Annotated in this window: 10 protein-coding genes; 5 read left to right on the forward strand and 5 right to left on the reverse strand. The window is 44.0% G+C overall.

The window, feature by feature from the left end:
• Positions 1 to 105 precede the first annotated feature (105 nt).
• From L2082_RS00680 to L2082_RS00695, 4 genes are all read right to left on the reverse strand, one after another.
• On the reverse strand, positions 106 to 1,467 hold the full coding sequence (locus L2082_RS00680) for a restriction endonuclease subunit S (protein ID WP_446009370.1): 1,362 nt from the start codon (positions 1,465 to 1,467) through the stop codon (positions 106 to 108).
• Complete coding sequence (locus L2082_RS00685; RefSeq protein WP_446009371.1) at positions 1,464 to 3,266, reverse strand: type I restriction-modification system subunit M; 1,803 nt, start codon at positions 3,264 to 3,266, stop codon at positions 1,464 to 1,466. The genes L2082_RS00680 and L2082_RS00685 overlap by 4 nt, the downstream gene beginning before the upstream one ends.
• Positions 3,267 to 3,459: 193 nt before the next feature.
• Positions 3,460 to 4,197, reverse strand: a complete 738-nt coding sequence (locus tag L2082_RS00690) for a PmeII family type II restriction endonuclease (protein WP_446009372.1) — start codon at positions 4,195 to 4,197, stop codon at positions 3,460 to 3,462.
• Positions 4,079 to 5,038: a DNA-methyltransferase gene (locus L2082_RS00695; protein ID WP_446009373.1), complete on the reverse strand. Its 960-nt coding sequence runs from the start codon at positions 5,036 to 5,038 to the stop codon at positions 4,079 to 4,081. The genes L2082_RS00690 and L2082_RS00695 overlap by 119 nt, the downstream gene beginning before the upstream one ends.
• A 608-nt stretch (positions 5,039 to 5,646) precedes the next feature.
• On the opposite strand from L2082_RS00695, the gene fcl reads away from it, so the two are divergent.
• Positions 5,647 to 6,621: a GDP-L-fucose synthase gene (gene fcl, locus L2082_RS00700; protein WP_446009374.1), complete on the forward strand. Its 975-nt coding sequence runs from the start codon at positions 5,647 to 5,649 to the stop codon at positions 6,619 to 6,621.
• Between the two features lie 109 nt (positions 6,622 to 6,730).
• Here the strand turns inward: fcl and cysS are convergent, their stop codons facing one another.
• Positions 6,731 to 8,194, reverse strand: coding sequence for a cysteine--tRNA ligase (gene cysS / locus L2082_RS00705; protein WP_446011349.1), 1,464 nt, complete (start codon positions 8,192 to 8,194; stop codon positions 6,731 to 6,733).
• Between the two features lie 396 nt (positions 8,195 to 8,590).
• On the opposite strand from cysS, the gene L2082_RS00710 reads away from it, so the two are divergent.
• From L2082_RS00710 to L2082_RS00725, 4 genes are all read left to right on the forward strand, one after another.
• A complete protein-coding gene (locus tag L2082_RS00710) occupies positions 8,591 to 13,501 on the forward strand; it encodes a protein kinase domain-containing protein (RefSeq protein WP_446011350.1) in 4,911 nt (1,636 codons plus the stop codon).
• A complete protein-coding gene (locus tag L2082_RS00715; protein WP_446009747.1) occupies positions 13,498 to 15,039 on the forward strand; it encodes a phytoene desaturase family protein in 1,542 nt (513 codons plus the stop codon). Before L2082_RS00710 ends, L2082_RS00715 begins: the two co-directional genes overlap by 4 nt.
• Before the next feature lie 25 nt (positions 15,040 to 15,064).
• Positions 15,065 to 16,453 (forward strand): flavodoxin family protein, encoded by a 1,389-nt coding sequence (locus L2082_RS00720; protein ID WP_446009745.1) that lies wholly within the window; start codon positions 15,065 to 15,067, stop codon positions 16,451 to 16,453.
• 230 nt (positions 16,454 to 16,683) lie between these two features.
• On the forward strand, positions 16,684 to 17,923 hold a 1,240-nt coding region (locus L2082_RS00725), incomplete at its 3' end, for an IS1634 family transposase (protein WP_446011351.1).

Below are 17,923 nucleotides of genomic sequence, written 5' to 3' on the forward strand. Positions count from 1 at the left end.
TTTAAAAGTAAGAGGCCAACTTTAAAAAGAGATGCATCAGTTTTAAAGATTGAGCACTCTGTTTTTCAGTTCCCCCTGTTGTACGCAGCAAGCGTTGATGACATACTATCCAGCATCCCGTACATCAATCTTGCCGGTGACTGCTTCGGAAATAAGGGCGGTGCGGTATTCTTTGAACAGGTTAATTTGTTTTTTGAATTTGCTGATGATGGTGTCAAAGCCCGCTGTTTTTTGGTCAAGGTAACTGAGTATAGCAGTTTGTTCCTCTTTGGGAGAAATTGGGATTGATAGCTCTTTAATGCTGCTTGATGATAACGAGGCAAGGTTGGTTGTTTGTTTTCCGTGGAGAAAGAAAAATATCTTTGCAGTTGCGCTCCTTGTCCACAGAGCAATCCATTGGCTTGAATTTGAACAGAATGGCCTTACACTAAAAACATGATTTTGATGTAAACAATTTGCAATTTCACCGTTCCAGACTGTCCCTCTGCCAAGCTTGTCGTTGTCACCACCTTCATTCATCAATACATCACCTATCCTGAGTGAAAACCGATCAACTTCATGCTCTAAAATGGAAATCGTTTTGATTTTGGAAAGGTCAAGATAACCATCCTGAACATTAGCTACCCTGAGATATGGTAATTCTATAGTCTTTTTTTCTGAAAGATTGCGGCCCTTAGTCACTCCTTGGCGTACCTGAGAGATGTGTTTAAGCCGCTTCACCTCCCAATGCTTCGGAATCTCCCCCAACCACTCAACCCCTGAATCTTTCATCTCAGCATCAGGATCAAGGCCCTTGGTCACGGCCTGATTGATGACGGATGTTTTCTCCTCTTCATACAGCTCAATCAACCGCTCTTTGTTGGCAATCAGTTTATCTATTTCCGCTGTTTTGCGGTCAAGGTAGGTGGCAATGGCGGTTTGTTCGGCAAGAGGAGGTGCTGTTAATTCAATTTGGTTCAGCACTTCTTGCGTCATACTTGGAACGGCAGAACCATATTTGTATAAATCGAAATTAATCGTGGAGCACAGATAGAAAAAAAACTTCGGGTTAGTGTTCGGGAAAATGTCTGTGTAATATGCTGTGTCTACAGACCAGAAAGCATTTTCATGGAATTGAGGTTTATCAATTGTACCTTTTCGTCCAAGGATTACTGATGGGCCAGGATGCAAATAATCATTTGCCCGCCCGAAAATACCTCCTGTGCCAATGATTGGATATTTCCCGTTTTCATCCCATACTTTTTTATGATCATGCCCGTTACAAATTTTTGCGTGGTACCTTAACCTCTTCATCTCCCACCCTTCCGGCACCTCCCCAATCCACTCCACCCCGGAATCTTTATACTTCGGATACGGCTTCATGACCTGTGTTTCAGCATGCTTATACGTTGGAAAGCATTCCTGTACAACCGGAGGTTCACCTGTTAAGGATTCCTCAACGGCTCCCGGTATCGAATAAGAACTCATACCAAAACCCTCTTTTCCAACGCCGCAGTTTCCTCTTCCAGCCGCAAAATATCCGCCCGAATATCCGCCAGCGAACGCAGCGGCTTGAACTCATAAAAATACTTGGTAAAGTTGATTTCATAGCCGGTCTTGGTCTTGCTCTCATCAATCCACGCCCCAGGAACGTGCGGTTTGACCTCCCGGTCAACGTATTGCTCAATGGTCTGCGGAAGCAGCCTGCCGCATTCATCCTTGCGCAGAAAGGGGATGTTCTCATAATCCCGTAACTTGGGGTCAGGCTTGGGCTGTCCCTGCCGATTTTTCGCAACCTTGCCCTTGGCATTTTGCAAAGGCCGTTCCACAACCACCCGCCAGTACCCGAAAAAGGCATTGGGATAGATTTTGCAGAACTCGTTTTCCTGAAAATCGCCGTACAGATTGGCAATAAAGCCGATCCCCTTTTCTGCGCCGTTCTGGGCAATGGCCTTGCGCTTATTGCCCAGACTGCGGGGCATCTTCTGCCAAAACCGGTTAAAGGAGAGCTTACCCTGTTTGAGCAGCTCTTCATCCTTGGCCCCGGTGGCGTTGATCAGCTGCACCTTGCCCTTGCGTTCCGCGCTTTTATGATTGGACAGTATCCAGACATAGGTTGCAATCCCGGTATTATAAAAAAGCTGATCCGGCAGGGCGACCACGGCCTCCAGCCAGTCGTTTTCAATGATCCACTTGCGGATCTCGCTTTCACCGCTCCCGGCCTGGCCGGTAAAGAGCGGCGAGCCGTTAAAGACAATGCCGATGCGGCTGCCTTCCGGCTTCATCTTGGAGAGCATATGCAAGAGAAAGAGAAAGGCCCCGTCATTGATCCGGGGTAACCCAGCCCCGAAACGTCCGGCATGGCCTTTGCTTTCGTGCTCCTCCTTGATGATCTTCTGCGCCTTTTTCCAGCTCACCCCAAAGGGTGGATTGGAGAGCATGTAATCAAAGCGTTCCTCTGCCAGCCCGTCCACGGTAAAGGTATTGCCGAATTTGATATGGGCCGGGTTCTGGCCCTTGATAAGCATGTCCGACTTGCAGACAGCATAAGATTCCGGGTTGATCTCTTGGCCAAAGACCTCCAGCGTTGCCTCGGGATTGAGTTCATAGAGATAGCTTTCCGCAACAGAGAGCATGCCCCCGGTTCCACAGGCCGGATCATAGAGGGTGGTGACCATGCCCGGTTCTGTGAGGCTGTCTCGGTCAAGAATGAACAGAAGATCAACCATCAGCCGGATAACCTCGCGGGGCGTGAAATGCTCTCCTGCGGTCTCGTTGGACAATTCAGCAAACTTGCGGATCAGCTCTTCAAAGACATAACCCATCTCCATGCTGTCCATCCCGGCAAGATCAATCTCGGCAAAGGCCTTGACCACCTGAAAGAGCAGATCAGACTTGGGATCATCCATCCTGTCAATCTGGGTTTCAAAGTTGAAATACTCCAGAATCTCCCGTGTTCCGGCAGAAAAGCCGTTGATGAAGTTGCGCAGATTGGCTGCGATGTTGTCCGGGTCGGCAACCAGTTTGCTGAAGTCGTACTGACTGCGATTATGAAACTTGAACCCGGCAGCATTATCCAGCACCCTATCCTTTGCCTTGTCGGACATCTTTTCGACCTTGGGCAGCTGTTCCAGCACCTTGTCCTTTGTGGGAGCAAGAATGCAGTCCAGCCGCCGCAACACGGTCATGGGCAGGATCACCTTGCCGTAATCGGCCTGCTTGTAGTCACCGCGCAGCAGGTCGGCCACCTGCCAGATCAGGTTTGCTTTGTCTTTAAAATCAGTCATTGATAATGATCCTTTGGGATATCTGTTGAGAAACGGGAAGGTATCTGCTGTAGAGTACAGTACGATACAATCCTGCTTATGTAACAGGAAGACGTAGATTGCTCAAGGGAAATGAGGAACAGGGAGGGGCGGGGCCGTTAAAGGAGTAAGTTTACCTCGTTACTTTGGCCTTTCAAGACTTTTTACGAATCCATCAGACTTGTCCTGCATTAAACTGAATGACCTCTTCCCAATGAATTTGTCCTGATGTATCACAGAACATTTTCATAAATTCAAGGGAGAACTTGTTGACTACTTTGCCATATTCTTCAAGAAAATGTTCGTTTTTTTCCTCTGCTTTATGGCCAAGAGGCTCTATGATTTCGGTATATAAATTTTCGTTCCCGGAAATAAAAGACCAGAAACGTTGTCCGCACAACTTGAGATATTCACCTTTATCCGGTGTATTATCTCTCCCATAACAGCAGCCGTTGACTGCAACTACGTTAGGAGACGAGGCAGTATTGGTTCCGAGAATTCTCTTTGCTTTACGAAAGTTGTCTTTCATCCGTTTGATTTGGCTTGAGTTTCCCCAGTTTGGGCCGGATTTGATGGAAACGATGTATTTGGTGCCATCTTTTTCGAATTCCAGGTCAATCCCTTCAGCGGAAGATTTGCTTCCTCTGTAAACATGGCGGCAAACATAAATAGCCAATCCCTCAAGGAATCCGCCGAACAGAGTTTCTTCCTGGGAGGACAAATATGCGTCAAGAATAGTTTCAACAAAGTTTGACGCAGTGACAATATTTTTCACTTTGAACAGATAGGGATTCTTACGTTTGAGTACGGCTTTTAGTTCGAGCTTTCCGAGTTTTTCTATCCTGTTGCGATGAAATTCCGGTATGTTTTTTTCCACATACTCTGTTATTATTTCCTGAGTTATCTGTTGCATAGTCAGTCTCTTCTTCACATAATCTATATTGATGAACAGCTGTTCTTTCCCTTGCCAGTTGACAATATTCAGGGTGGATATCAATTCCTACAGAGTTTCTGTTCAGACTCTGCGCTGCTTCAACAGTGGTTCCTGAACCGGAAAAAGGATCAAGCACCCAATCATCTTTCTGCGTAAATAATCGAACAAACCATTCAGGAAGAGCCTGGGGGAAAACTGCACTATGCTTTTTGTTGTTACATTCTGTCGCAAAATGAAGCACATTGGTCGGATAAGCCATGTCACGGCCTTGCCAGTTGGAGATATTTTTTCCGAATCCACTACTAACATTGGACTCATCGCGAGTTTGGTCAGTCTCGCTGAGATTTTTGAGACGGGTTTTGGCCCAGTCCCCCATCGGTACCATGACTTCTTCCTGGTACATATTAAATTTTCTTGTTTTATTGAATTGCAGACATCGTTCCCAAGCATCTCTGAAGCGATTGGGCCATTTGCCGGGAAAACAGTTTTTTTTATGCCAGATAAATTCTTCTGTCCAGAGCCAGCCTTGTTTGCGCAGGGCCAAAATCAATTCCATGACATAGGTATGTCGCTCGCCATTGACCGCCTTTTCTTTGATATTTAAGATAAAGGTGCCGTTTGGCTTGAGGACGCGGAGGAATTCTTTGGCTCTGGGCAGGAACCAATCCACATAATCATCCGGTTTAACTCCGCCGTAGGTTTTGCTTCGGCTATCGGCATAAGGAGGGGACGTTACGATAAGTTGAAAATAATTATCCGGGTACTGCTTGAGGATATCCAAGCAATCACCATGTTCAATCTTTATCTCTATCTGTTTCATATATTATTATGGTTTCGCCATTTTTTGTCCGATCACCAGTTCCACAAGACGACACACTGTCCTAAAAACTTTTGCAATATCAGTAATCAATGTCCGGTTTGTATTTGACCCAACTCGGAGTAATGCACTTTATAAACTTATGACTATATCAAATAGAATCGAACCTGTCCACTATTGCTGTTGCCAATGGATATGGAGGCTTTTTTTTACTGTATTTTAAGAGTTTATCTCATACTCGGTATTGGTCTTACTCTCATCAATCCAGGAGCCCAGCACATACGGCCTGACCTTCCGCTCAAGGATCAGCATCGAACGTTTTCATGAGTTCGTCTCGCCTACAGCCTCAAAGACATGGACGTACGGTCCGTATTGCGTCATGATAGAGCGCATGTCCAGGTGTCAAAGGTGGCAATCAAGATAATTTCAGAATCATGGATCTTTTCTACGTGCGTTTCATGAAATGCTTGAGTATATGGTTTTGATAACGATTGATTGAGAAACGGCTCAAGCCGACTCTGTTCCCTTCCCATTTATGCGGGACAAGAGGGTTAATCGGGCAGTTTCATGGTATCACTCTCAACCTATCCTTATTACTTACGATCATTATCATGTCAATAATATCTTCATCACCTTCTTTATCGCTCCTGAAAAACGCTGTGATCTACGTTGCAGGTCATCGTGGACTGGTCGGCTCTGCTATCTGCCGTGCCCTTGAACAAGCCGGGTGCCGCAATATCCTTACCCGCACTCATGCTGAGCTTGACCTGACTGATCAGGCTGCTGTTCGTGCCTTTTTTACGGATAAACGACCTGAGTATGTCTTTCTCTCAGCAGCCAAGGTGGGGGGCATTCATGCTAATGACAGCATGCCAGCTGACTTTATTCGCGATAACTTGCTTATCCAGACCAATATCATTGATGCAGCCCATCAATACGGGAGCAGAAAACTTCTTTTCCTGGGTTCTTCCTGTATCTATCCCAAATTTGCTCCCCAACCAATGAAGGAAGAGCACCTACTGACCGGTGAGCTTGAGCCTACTAATGAATGGTATGCCATAGCCAAGATTGCAGGCATTAAGATGTGCCAGGCCTATCATAAGCAACATGGCTTTAATGCCATCAGCCTGATGCCCACCAACCTCTACGGCCCTGGCGATAATTTTGATCTGAAAAATTCCCATGTCCTGCCTGCCCTGATTCGTAAATTTCATGAAGCAAAGGAACAGGGCCTTGCCCAGGTAGAGATTTGGGGCACAGGCACACCCAAACGGGAATTCCTTCATGTAGATGACTTGGCTGCAGCCTGTATTTTTCTGATGGAGCAATACAACGAGCCAGAAATCGTTAATGTGGGGTCCGGGCAAGAGGTAAGTATAGCTGAACTGGCCAAGCTGGTGGCCGAAGCAGTAGGCTTTCAGGGAGCAGTACGCTATAACCCGGACATGCCAGATGGCACGCCGAGAAAATTTCTTGATGTTTCCCGATTAACAGAACTGGGATGGACAAGCCAGATCACCCTTAAACAAGGTATCGCTGATACCTATGCCTGGTTTTTAGACAATGAACATGGGTTGAGGAAATAAGGCTATCGTTTCAACCTCACCAAATAACAGCGAACTGGACTATCACAAGGAGTGCGCCCCTTGTATTAATGGGCAACCGCCGGTTGCCCCTATCAAAGAGACAAAAAAACTACGCCTTCACTCCCCAGCTGGTACCATCCGGGCCATCGTGCAGTTCAATATTATGGGCCAGTAATGTATCCCGAACCGCATCACTGGCAGCCCAGTCCTTGTTTTGCCGGGCTGCATTGCGCTCTGCAATCAATGCATTAATCTCTTCTTCTGATAAGGAGCTTGCCGCTAACAGCGCCTCCTTCTTCTCCTGAAAATACTGAACCGGATCTTGTTGCAGCACACCGAGCAGACCAGCCAACTCCTGTATTGTTGCTCCAGCCTGTTTGAGAAGTTCTAAATCCTCAGCACTTCCCTGCTGATGAGCCAGCATCCTGCACACCTTATTCAGAACCTTGATCCCGTCAAAAAGATGTCCTAAAGCCTGGGCGCTGTTAAAATCGTTATCCATTGCCTTTTCAAAGCGCTGGCGCATGGATTGAATTTTTTTCTGATCCTTTTGCCCGATCAGCGAATCTGAACCAGTCTCCGCTGCCAGAACAAGCCTGCTGATCTGAGCCAGACAATCATACATTCTATCCAGCCCGGTCTGAGCATCCTGTAAGGCAGTTTCGCTAAAATCCAGGGGATTTCGGTACTGGGTCGAGAAGATAAGAAAACGAAGTGTCTCTGCCGGATATTCCCGAAGTACATCCCGGATGGTCAGAAAGTTCCCCAAGGACTTGGACATCTTTTCATCCTTAATGGTCACAAATCCATGGTGCATCCACAAATTGGCAAAGGAACAGGCATTGGCTCCCACAGACTGGGCCAGTTCATTTTCATGATGAGGAAAAATCAAATCCTTGCCACCACCGTGGATATCAAAATTCTTACCCAGATATTTACGGCTCATGGCAGAGCACTCAATATGCCAGCCCGGACGGCCCTCGCCCCAAGGACTTTCCCATTTCGGTTCCCCAGGCTTTGCGCCTTTCCAAAGAACAAAATCCATATGGTCTTCTTTTTGCTCATTCACATCTACCCGGGCACCAGCCTGCATATCTTCCAGTTTTCGACCGGAAAGCATCCCGTAATCAGGGAACTTCCCGACCCGGTAATAGACATCCCCTCCAGCAGGATAGGCCAGTCCTTTGTCTATAAGCTCCTGAATCAGCTCTATCATTTCCTGGATATGCTCTGTGGCCTTGGGCTCAATATCTGCCCTGAGTGCCCCCAGCGCATCCATATCCGTATAAAACTCATCAATAAAGCGCTCTGCAAGTTTTCCAGAATCCACGCCCTGTTCAGCTGCCCTGGCAATAATCTTATCATCAATATCTGTGAAATTACGAACAAAGGTCACCTTATACCCACGGTACCGCAGATAACGAACCACCATGTCAAAAACCAGGCCTGAACGAGCATGTCCGATATGGCAATAGTCGTATGAGGTTATTCCGCAAACATAAAGCTGAACATGTCCCTCCTCAAGAGGAGAGAAAGTTTCTTTTTTTCGTGTTAATGTGTTATATATCTTCATATGAAAAAGGTGCGTATTAATATGTTCCCGGCACCAGCCCGGTATTTGGTCAGAATAACACAGTCAGCCTTAATGAACAAGCTTGCGTACGCCCATAACCAACCCAATCCCTTGGCTGGCCAGCTCTCCCCTTCCCTGTCAAGCACATCATTCTTGGATTTTTCTTTCAATATACCTGACAGTTGACAGATCTTTTACATCTCTGCTTCCCGTATTTTTACGCAGAAGCAAGGCAATACAGCAGGTAAACGTTTTTTTCTGTATCTTGATATTCATAATGAAAAATAGGCCATTTTATGGTTAGTTCATAAATCAGGGCAACAGAACTTAAGCGATCATCCTCTGTTACAGCGAAAAAAATATCACAACAGCTCCAATTATTCAGTCAATATCACTATGCTGAACACGTTACATATCAATGAATTGATTGACGACAGATATCTCATCCTGAAAGAACTCGGGAGGGGAGGCATGTCTGTGGTGTATCGCGCCTTGGATAACAAGACTGGTGAAACAGTTGCCCTCAAATTTCTGAATCCGGTCAACACGCTCCCGTATCTTGAACTCGTGGTCAAATTCAGAAATGAAGTCAAGGTAATCAGCACACTTGACCATGCTAATATTATTAACTTTCATGCAACAGGAGATTATAAAGGCACCCCGTATCTGGTCACTGAACTACTGGAAGGAGACAGCCTTGCTGGTCTCTTAAAAAAAGGGATCAAATTAAGTATTAATGAAGCATTAATCCTGATAGGCGAAGTCGCAGAAGCCCTCCACTGTATTCATTCTCATAATATTATTCATCGGGATGTCAAGCCGAGTAATATTTTCATTGTGAACAGTGCAATAGAGCAGCCTGAAATCAAACTTCTGGATTTCGGATTAGCTCATATTATGGAGTTGAGCAACTCTGAAAACAATGAGAACATGTCAGGCACGTTCTCGTATATGTCTCCCGAAGCAACCGGCATCATCCGGAAACAGCTTGATGAGCGGAGTGATCTCTACTCGGTCGGGGTCATCCTCTATTATCTGTTAGCTGAAAGACTGCCTTTCAAATCTTCTACCACAGCAGAACTGCTTCACAAGATTGCAGCCATGAAGGCTGCGCCTATCCACAAGTTCAATCCGTATATTCCTGATGTCGTTGTACGGATAGTGAACCGGCTCCTGGCAAAAGACCAGGATGAACGCTACCAGAGTGCCAAAGGACTCCTGCATGATATACAGCGCTACCTGCGGGGTGAACAGGATTTCACTATAGGAGAGAAAGACCGAACCGGGATACGCCTCAGCTACCAGACCAGGCTGGTAGGTAGAGAAGAAGAGCTGACGCAAATAAAAAAACTGATTAACAAGGCCGCACGAAAACAGGGCAGTATCTGTCTCGTCGGAGGCGAACCGGGAGTTGGAAAAACTCGCCTGATAAAAGCCGTTAAAGAATATGTGTATATTCGAGGATATACCGAGGGAGAAATCTTTCTTGAAAGTCATTGCATGGCTCAGGAAAATAAGGTGCCGTATCAGGTCTTCAAGCATGCGCTTGATGAATTCATCCAGAAAATCACCAGAGCCGGAGCTGAAGAAAGGGCGCAGGAGACCAAGAGAATACAGGCATTGGCCGGAGAGCTTGGTGCTGTACTGCTCAGACTGAATCCTAACCTGCAAGAGCTGCTCGGCGAGGTGCCTGAACTTCCTGCGATGGATCCGGAAAAAGAAAATATCCGCTTCATTATTACAGCATCTAATTTTATCTGTAACCTGGTTCGTGAAGATCAGGTCTGCATCCTCTTTCTGGATGACCTGCAATGGGCTGATGAGGGAAGCCTGCGCCTGCTTGAACATATTGCAGGGCACATGAAGAATTCCAATCTCCTGATTCTCGGTACCTACAGAAACAACGAAATAGACGCAACGCATGGTATCAGCAGAATAAGAAACAATTCCCAGTTCAAGGAACTGGGTGCGGTCACAGATATAGAGGTCAAACCCCTGACTCATGATCGGGTGGAGCGGATGGTCGCTGGCCTGCTCAAGGAGGAGAATGCACAGATTCATGACTTTACAGAATATTTGATCAACAAAGCAGGGGGGAACCCCTTTTTCACAATTACCCTGTTAAAAGAAATTATTGAGCATAAAGCTATTGCCTGGGAACACGGTGTCTGCAGGGTTGATCAGGAGAAAATTAACAGCCTGGATCTGCCTGATAACGTACTTGATATGATGCTGCTTCGGACAAAGGATATATCCGAAGAGCTTGAGCAGCTCCTCAAGATAAGTGCTGTCATAGGCAAAGAGTTTAAACTCTACCACCTCTATCGCCTCATAAAACAGAATGATACATCGGTTCTGGAGCTGATAGATCAGGCGGTTCAGAAAAACCTTCTGGAGTATTCGCTTAGTGACAGAAGCTCGGTGCGCTTTGCCCATGACCGCATAAGAGAGGCGTTTCTTGCAAAAATATCCAATCAGGAGAAGTCAAAGTATCACTTACAAGTCAGTCGATTTCTGTTGGAACAGTACAAGGGAAAGGAAGATGAAATACTCTTTGAATTAACCTATCATTTAATTGAAGGAGGAGATAAAGAAAAAGGGTTAGAGTATGCGCTCAGGGCCGGAGAAAGAGCAAAAGAAAATTATGCCAACAAGGATGCAGTCACTTACTATATTTATGCCAAAGCAATATTAGACAACAAAGAGGACAGAACCGACGAGTATATTGAACTGCTAGATCATTTGGGAGAAAGCTACAGGCTGATCGGACGTTTCGACAGTTCTCTTGAAATACTTGAACAATGCAAAAAGCTTATTCCTGATGAACATAAAGTACGTAAAAGTAAAATTCTTAGTAAAATGGGAGATGCCTTTTTTGAAAAAGGGGAAGTAGAGAAAAGCTTTCATGCTTTAGAACAAGCATTGAGTTTCTTGGGAATAAAAGTCCCCCAAAGTACATTGTCTGTCCATGTAAGCCTATTGGTAGAACTTGGAATCCAGACGCTGCATACATGGATTCCAAGTTTTTTTACCCGTAAAACGAACAGCAGAAACTCCGATAATGTTATTATCATGCTGCGTGCCCTTAACAGGCTATATAAATGGTATTTTTTTAAAAATATGAAAAAAAGCCTGTACTGCCACCTCAAATCCTTGAATTTGGCTGAAAAAATATCTCCATGCCCAGAGCTTGTTCATAACTATATGCTCGGAGGAGTTGTATGGGCTTCAATCCCTTGGGAGTCCAACGCTCTAAGATATCTCAACCTAGGTGTAACTACTGCAAAAGAAACAGGCGATAAACTTCAGGAAGGTGCCGTTTATGCCGGTTATAGTCTTGCTATGTTTATGCTCAGCAAACCTGTAGTGGGTTTAGAATACTCAAAAAAGAGCATACATTTGCTAAGAGGGGTGGGTGAATACTGGGATCTTGGGGTCGCATATGCATTTAGAATCCAAAACTGTCTGTTTACAGGAAGATTAAACGAAGCCCTTGCAGTCAGTGAAGAATTCATTGCTTTGGCAGGTGAAACTCAAGCGTTACAAAACTTAGGTTGGGGGTTGATGGGAAAAGGCAAAGCTCTATCTCTAATTGGAGAGATAACTGATCTGACAATCATAGAGGTGCAGAAAAGTTTTGTTTTAATGAAAAAAACCAGAGATATGACCAATATGCTTTTTTCCTTATCGACCTTAGCTTATGCTTATTTACGGCAAAAAAAATATTTTGAATCTATTCAGAGTATAGAAAAGGTATCAAATCTTTTTCCCTCGCATTACAGTAACGGTGCATGGACACTCGACTTACTTCCTCTCGGCGCACAGATTTACCTTGAATCTGTTCAAAATATTTCAACTTTGTCTAAAAAAAAGAAACAAGAATACTTTAAAAGAGCACTCTGGTTTTGTAAAAAATCCTTAAAATGGAGTAAGAAATTCAAATTTATAGCAGGTTGGACTTACCAGGTTCAAGGTACATACAACTGGCTTTTCGATAAGAAACAGGAAGCTATCCGCAACTGGGAAACCGGTATAAGATTTCTCCGGGAGCAGACCGAGGATACATATCGACTGGGATACATCCTCATGGAGGCTGGTTCTTTTCTAATTCATGAACAAGATGCCGGTGATAAAAAAAAAGGAAAGAAATATCTTGCAGAAGCACGCAATATTTTTAGAAAGATAGGTGCAAATACCGATTACAAAAAAACACTTTCAATAGCAGGTATCAAAGAACAGCCTCCCCTGGAGCAGGAGCCTTTTCACGAGCAGGAGACAACGCCGCAGCTGCAATTCAGCTCGGAAAGGAAAATCATGACTGCTTTGGAAACCAGTCGTTACCTCAGTTCCATTTTGGATTTAGACGAGCTGCTGGAAAAAATCATGGACAAGACTATAGAACTTCTCGGAGCGGAAAAGGGAATATTGTTTCTCTATCCAGAAGACAGGAATCAGCCTAAAAAATTGGCGGTAAGAGTGGCAAGAAATGTGGAATGTATCAATTCAGAAAACGATACATTTTTTACGAGCCGGAGTATTGTCCAAAAAGTCGAAAAGGAAAAAGTACCTTTGATTATAGAGGATGCGGTCACGGATGATATTTTCAAAGAACAGGAAAGTGTTATTAATTACGGATTGCGTTCCGTACTCTGTGTGCCGATACAGCATAGAAACGAACTGTTGGGAGCAGTCTATCTTGATAATCGAATGATCAGCGGACTATTCAGCAAAGAGGATCTGTGGGTATTGGAATTAATTTCCAGTCAGGCCGGAGTCTCCATAGAAAATGCCCGTCTGTTCAAACAATCTGTTATGGATGCCTTGACCGGTATATATAACCGTGCGTATTTTGACAACTTTCTTTTAAACAGCACGGAAACGACCTGTCAGAAAAAAGGGAAATTAAGCCTTATTCTTATAGATGTGGATAAATTCAAAATATTTAACGATACGTATGGACATCAGGTGGGTGATATTGTTTTGCAGAGTGTGGCTCAGGAAATAAAGAAAGGAATACGTAAACATGATGTGGCGGCCCGTTACGGGGGAGATGAGTTTGCGGTCATACTTCCTGATACCGGGAGGCAAGAAGCCGGGCTGATCGGGGAGAAGATCAACAGAGCCGTATATGAACACAAGGTTTTCCATGAAACCGACTGCGGCAAAGAGACGTTGAAGATAACTGTCAGTGTGGGAGTAGCTGAATTAACAGGTACTGACAGGACAGAACTAATTGAGAATGCAGATCAGGCATTATACCGGGTAAAAGAACTTGGGCGTAACTGTGTTGTTGTGTGGGACAAATGAAGATCTCTCTCTCTGGATCAGATCAGGAAATAGCAACAAAATATGATGTAATAGTTGTAGGTGGAGGCTTGGGCGGCCTTACAGCCGGAGCAAAACTTGCAAAAGACGGAAAAAGAGTGCTCCTCCTTGAACAACACAGTATTCCCGGAGGTTGCGCAACAACATTCAGAAGAAATGATTATATAATGGAAGTTGGACTCCACGCGATAGACGGTCTTGACGAGCAGGATCCCAAAAGAAAAGTTTTTGAAGAACTCGGAGTTTTTAATCAGGTTCAATTTATACAGACTGATGAGTTTTATCGTATTAAAAATGAAAGATTAGATATTGTTATACCGAGTTCCGTGCAGGAGGCTATAAACATCTTGATTAAAAAATTTCCTGTTGAAGCAAGTGGGATAAGAAAATTTTTCAAAATTATTTGTTCCCTACGAAAAGAGATCGTAAAATTACCTACGGAAAGATGGAAAATTATTTTTTTGCTGCCGATATTTCCCTTTTTGTACCCGCATCTTACTTTCTATACATTCAAGACAGTCGGAGATTTCATAGATTCCGTAATAACCGATGAAGACCTGAAACTTGCTCTACTGGCCAATCTTTTCTATTATCATGATGATCCGTATTCAATGTCGCTTATATATTTCAGTGCCGCTCAGGCAAGTTATTTCAAAGGAGGAACATATTATATCAAAGGCGGATCACAAAAACTATCTGATTACCTTGCAAATGTTATCGAAGAAAATAATGGAAAACTGATTTTTAATCATACCGTGACAAAAATTCTAACAAAAGGGAAGAAAGCTGTTGGTGTGACATATCAAAATAATAACGGAAAAATATACTCATCATATGCAAAAGCAATTATAGTTAATGCTGCGATTCCGAATATTGCCTCTTTGCTTGATAAAAAAAACGGCCTATTGATCAAAAAAAGAATAAAAAAACTTGTAAAATCCTGTTCATTACTATCAATTTATATCGGCTTCAAAAGGGAAATAAAAGAGTTGGGAAGTAAGAATTATTCAACCTTTATGCTGCATGAGAATGTTAAAAAAATAAACGAGCTGAACAAAAATTTCACAGGTAGTTTTTCTAAAAGAAGTTTTTTCTTTGTAGATTACAGCCAGATTGATTCGGAGTTAGCACCAAAAGGAAAAAGCTTCGGTGTTGTCTGTATTGCAGATTATTCATCTACTTGGGAAGAACTCAGCGGAGACAGTTATAAAAAGAAAAAAAAAGAAGTCGCCCAACTTTTTTTTAAACGACTTGAACGATTTCTTCCCGGTATCATGAATGAAATAGAATGTTATGAAGTAGGAACTCCGAAAACAATACATAAGTATACACTCAACCCTGAAGGAACGGTATACGGTTTCGCACAGCTTCCTGGACAGGCCGGAATTTTTAGATTACCCAACAAATCACCAATTAAAAACATGTACTTTGCTTCAGCTTGGGCAAATCCTGGAGGAGGATTTACAGGTGCGATTATGAGCGGCTGGTTTTGTGCGAATGAAGTAAACAGAGCATGGTAACCCTATTTTCTCGCAACTTTTCCAGATGAACAGACAGCTATCAGAAAAAAAAACAGTTATTCTGGACGGGACAAGACACGAGGATAAACATCTTGCCCCGATACTTACCCTTCTTATTGATAAAGTACATCAACAATACGGTGATCAGATACAAACTTTAAAATTACGGAAAATCAAGCTTAATCCTTGTATCGGTTGCTTTAACTGCTGGGTCAGAACACCCGGAAAATGTATTAATGGTGATGCTGGAACTGATATTCTCCGTGCGATTCTGAACTGCGAGACGGTCATCTTCTTTACTCCTGTTGTTTTTGGAGGATATTCTTCCGAGTTAAAAAAGGTCGTAGACCGTTCCCTCCCTGTTCTTTTGCCTTTTTTTAGAAAAATCCACGACGAAATACATCATATTGCACGTTATCCTTTTTTCCCACGCCTTGTCGGGATAGGTGTACATCCTTCCCCTCAACAAGACTCATCGGAATGCTTCAAACGGCTTATCGGAAGAAATGCTCTTAATTTCAGCTCACAGTCCTACTCTGCCGGTGTAATTCGCAGCACGGATTCACCACAAGATATTATTTATAACTTAGATCACCTCCTCTCAAAACACGACAGATTCCCATACGAAAAAGAAGTCTGCGCATTACCAAGAAAGGCAGACCAAAAAACTGGAAAACTTCCCCCTCATCCCAATGCGTTGCTGCTTATCGGAAGTCCAAAACGTAAAAAATCCAGCACATCCTCTGTGCTGGGAAATTCTCTGTTAAAGAAACTCAAGCAACGCAATTGGAGTACCACTGCGCTTCCGATTGACCAGAAACTGCTCTACAACAACAAGAAAGAATTTTTCTCCGCCATAGCAAAAGCTGACCTCATAATTGTCACCTATCCACTTTATGGTGACACCATCCCCTTCCAGATAACAGAAATATTCGATCTCATAATACGGGAAAAATATTTGTTTAAAAACAGAGATCAGAAAAAAATGATCGCAATAGCAAACAACGGTTTTCCTGAACCATATCAAAATTTTATATCGCTTTCTATTTGTCGAAACTTTGCTCATGAATTCGATATGACTTGGGCTGGAGGGCTCGCATTAGGTGCTGGTGAGGTACTGATCAGCGGCCAGCCTATAACTGGTTTTAAAGGATACAAAGGAATTTTCCGACCACCTCTTTATTATATTGATAGAGCACTACGCATTACAGCAGAAGCCCTTTCAACTGGGCATTGTATACCCGAGAAAGCTGCTCAACTTATGGCCCGCAAACCACTTCCACTTATCTCATACAATTTTTGGTGTTACCTCTATATCAAGATAGGCTCAAGAATTGCTAAAAAGGAAGCAATGGAACACGGAATCCAGCCAGTAGATATCTGCAGCAGACCAATCAATACGCACTCTTTATGATAGTCCGATTCAAATGATTTCAAGAGCATCCCGAGCGGCAGAACCGAATGGAATCTGATCACAACTCACAGTGTCCTGTTTTCTATGATACCTGAATCCGTGAAGCTAATGCAATAAAAAAGCATTTGATATAAAATTAATACTCGCATTCCGCACGTTGACACCTAAAAAAATATTTTATAATCTGCTGCCTCAAAAAGACATTTAATCAATCCAATCAGACAACGGATATGAAAAACAACACACTTATTTTACCACAAAAATGCTCAAGCAAACTCCTCAATCACTTAGGTTTGGTTGCAGGTATGTATGACGAACTCGGGATTGGGGAATTAATCGACAGCCTGATTCCGCAGGACAACGAGAAACGCATAGTCTCGCTTGGTCAGGCTGTGAAGGCAATGGTTATTAACGGGTTGGGATTTGCAAACCGGGCACTGTATCTGACACCGCATTTTTTTCAGGATAAACCAGTAGATCGGCTTATCGGAGAAGGCGTTGAAGCTCAACATCTGAACGATACTACGTTGGGCCGGGCCTTGGACGATATTTATGACTATAATCCTGAAGAGTTATATTCGCAGCTTGCGCTCAGGGCAGTTGATCGCCTTGGACTGCTGACCCGTTTCGGTCATATGGATTCAACGAGTTTTCATACCGATGGTCACTATCAAGGCAACGGCTCAGAAGAGGAAGAAGGTGTTATTCGGATTACAAAAGGCTACAGTCGTGACCATCGTCCAGATCTGAACCAAGTCGTGCTCCAACTGATTTGTGAACGGCAGGCTGGTATCCCGCTTTTGATGAAACCGCTCAGTGGCAACAGTAGCGACAAAACAGACTTCCGAAAAACTGTTCAGGCGCACATTTCCCAGCTAAACAAGGATTTCAACCTGAAATATCTGTCCGCAGATAGTGCTCTCTATACAGCGGAAACATTAAGAGAACTGAGTAAAGTACTGTGGATTTCCCGTGTACCTGAAATATTGACCCTGTGCCAGGAAGTTATCCATGCAGTAGCTCCAGACCTGATGAAAGAACCTGAAACAGCAGCATTTCGTAGTCTCGGGACAGAGTATGGAGATGTCAGGCAGCATTGGCTGGTGGTCTTTTCTCCTGAAGCATATCAACGAGGTATCAAGAGCGTGAATAAAAAATGCCTGAAATTGGGCACAAAAGAATCCAAACAATTCGATAAGTTGTGTAAACAAGATTTTGCCTGCGAGGCCGATGCGTTGAAGATCGCGGTAGGGATACCGGTTACCCGGCACCCCCCGCACAGATCCGTACGTGAGGAACTACCTCATACGGCTCCTACCTTGGGTCAAGTGACGCATAACCGTTGGTTCGGATACGGATGCTTTATTCTGGCAGTGGGTAACCACGTCCTTATCAGTCGTTTAATGCGCTCCCAGATCAAGTTGCGACCTTTCTGGCTCCGGCGTCTTAGCGCACGAAACCAGCTACGGG

The organism is Candidatus Electrothrix sp., from assembly GCF_052785085.1.

Excerpts from the sequence above, each read along its gene's own strand:
- L2082_RS00720 (WP_446009745.1), top strand. The coding sequence starts at position 15,065 with ATGAACAGACAGCTATCAGAAAAAAAAACAGTTATTCTGGACGGGACA.
- L2082_RS00685 (WP_446009371.1), bottom strand. The coding sequence starts at position 3,266 with ATGACTGATTTTAAAGACAAAGCAAACCTGATCTGGCAGGTGGCCGAC.
- L2082_RS00695 (WP_446009373.1), bottom strand. The coding sequence starts at position 5,038 with ATGAAACAGATAGAGATAAAGATTGAACATGGTGATTGCTTGGATATC.
- L2082_RS00680 (WP_446009370.1), bottom strand. The coding sequence starts at position 1,467 with ATGAGTTCTTATTCGATACCGGGAGCCGTTGAGGAATCCTTAACAGGT.
- L2082_RS00715 (WP_446009747.1), top strand. The coding sequence starts at position 13,498 with ATGAAGATCTCTCTCTCTGGATCAGATCAGGAAATAGCAACAAAATAT.
- L2082_RS00710 (WP_446011350.1), top strand. The coding sequence starts at position 8,591 with ATGCTGAACACGTTACATATCAATGAATTGATTGACGACAGATATCTC.
- L2082_RS00690 (WP_446009372.1), bottom strand. The coding sequence starts at position 4,197 with ATGCAACAGATAACTCAGGAAATAATAACAGAGTATGTGGAAAAAAAC.
- fcl (WP_446009374.1), top strand. The coding sequence starts at position 5,647 with ATGTCAATAATATCTTCATCACCTTCTTTATCGCTCCTGAAAAACGCT.
- cysS (WP_446011349.1), bottom strand. The coding sequence starts at position 8,194 with ATGAAGATATATAACACATTAACACGAAAAAAAGAAACTTTCTCTCCT.